We start from the raw sequence: 959 nt of genomic DNA, 5'->3' as shown, positions 1-959 counted from the left end.
GAGGAAGCTCTCGCCGGATTGGTGAGGGTGCGTCTCCTCGAGGGTTCTAATGGCCACCCGTCCCATCTTGATCGTCGAAGACGACGCTGCACTGCGCGCAACCCTGGCCGAGCAACTGATCGCTGATGGCAGCTTCCTCCCCGTCGAAGCGGCGAGTGTGGCGGAGGCCGCTGCCAAGCTCAGTACCAGTGATGCCCACTTCGACGCCGTCTTGCTCGACGTTGGCCTGCCCGACGGCGACGGCCGCGACCTCTGCGCCAAGCTGCGGCGGGACGGCATGAAGATGCCGATCATCATGCTGACCGGGGCGGATGGCGAACAGGATGTGGTGCGTGGCCTCGACGCCGGCGCCAACGACTATATTGCCAAGCCGTTCCGGCTGAACGAGCTGCTGGCACGGGTCCGCGCCCAGCTCCGCGTGTTCGACAATTCGGAAGATGCGGTCTTCACCATCGGGCCATACCTGTTCCGCCCGAGCGCGCGGCTGCTGCTGGAGCCGGCGCGGAACCGCAAGGTGCGGCTCACCGACAAGGAGGCCAAGATCCTGAAGTTCCTCTACCGCGCCGGCGGTCGGCCAGTGCCGCGGCAGGTCCTGCTGAACGAGGTCTGGGGCTACAACAACACGGTTACCACCCACACGCTGGAGACTCATGTCTATCGGCTGCGGCAGAAGATCGAGCCGGACCCATTGCAGGTGCAGCTGCTGCTGACCCAGGACGGCGGCTATCGGCTCGACGCGACAGCAGGGAAAGTCGAGCCGAAGCCGCTCCTTTAACGGCAGCGGGCCGACATCGGGCGGGCGGCCTCTTGCCGCAGCCCACCGCCGCGGACCGATCGGCCGTTGGCGTTCCATCAAGTCGTCCCCGCTGGCTCTCCGGCAGAGCACATTTTGGGCGTCCGCAGGTCTGTGATGCGGGGATTCTCGCGGGTTAGTACCCCAAAATGGTGAGAGGGGCAAA

General features: G+C 65.7%; 1 protein-coding gene. It reads left to right on the top strand.

The window, feature by feature from the left end; translation table 11 throughout:
- Positions 1–49 precede the first annotated feature (49 nt).
- Positions 50–775, top strand: a complete 726-nt coding sequence (locus tag H7965_RS28475) for a response regulator transcription factor (RefSeq protein WP_186773893.1) — start codon at positions 50–52, stop codon at positions 773–775.
- Positions 776–959 lie beyond the last annotated feature (184 nt).

The sequence above is a fragment of the Siccirubricoccus deserti genome (genome assembly GCF_014283215.1).
In the GTDB taxonomy this organism is placed as follows: domain Bacteria; phylum Pseudomonadota; class Alphaproteobacteria; order Acetobacterales; family Acetobacteraceae; genus Siccirubricoccus; species Siccirubricoccus deserti.
The sequence above is the reverse complement of the archived record's forward strand: the minus strand, read 5'-3'. Positions and strand labels throughout refer to the sequence as shown.

Coding starts and splice junctions, on each gene's coding strand:
- H7965_RS28475 (WP_186773893.1), top strand. CDS start 50: ATGGCCACCCGTCCCATCTTGATCGTCGAAGACGACGCTGCACTGCGC.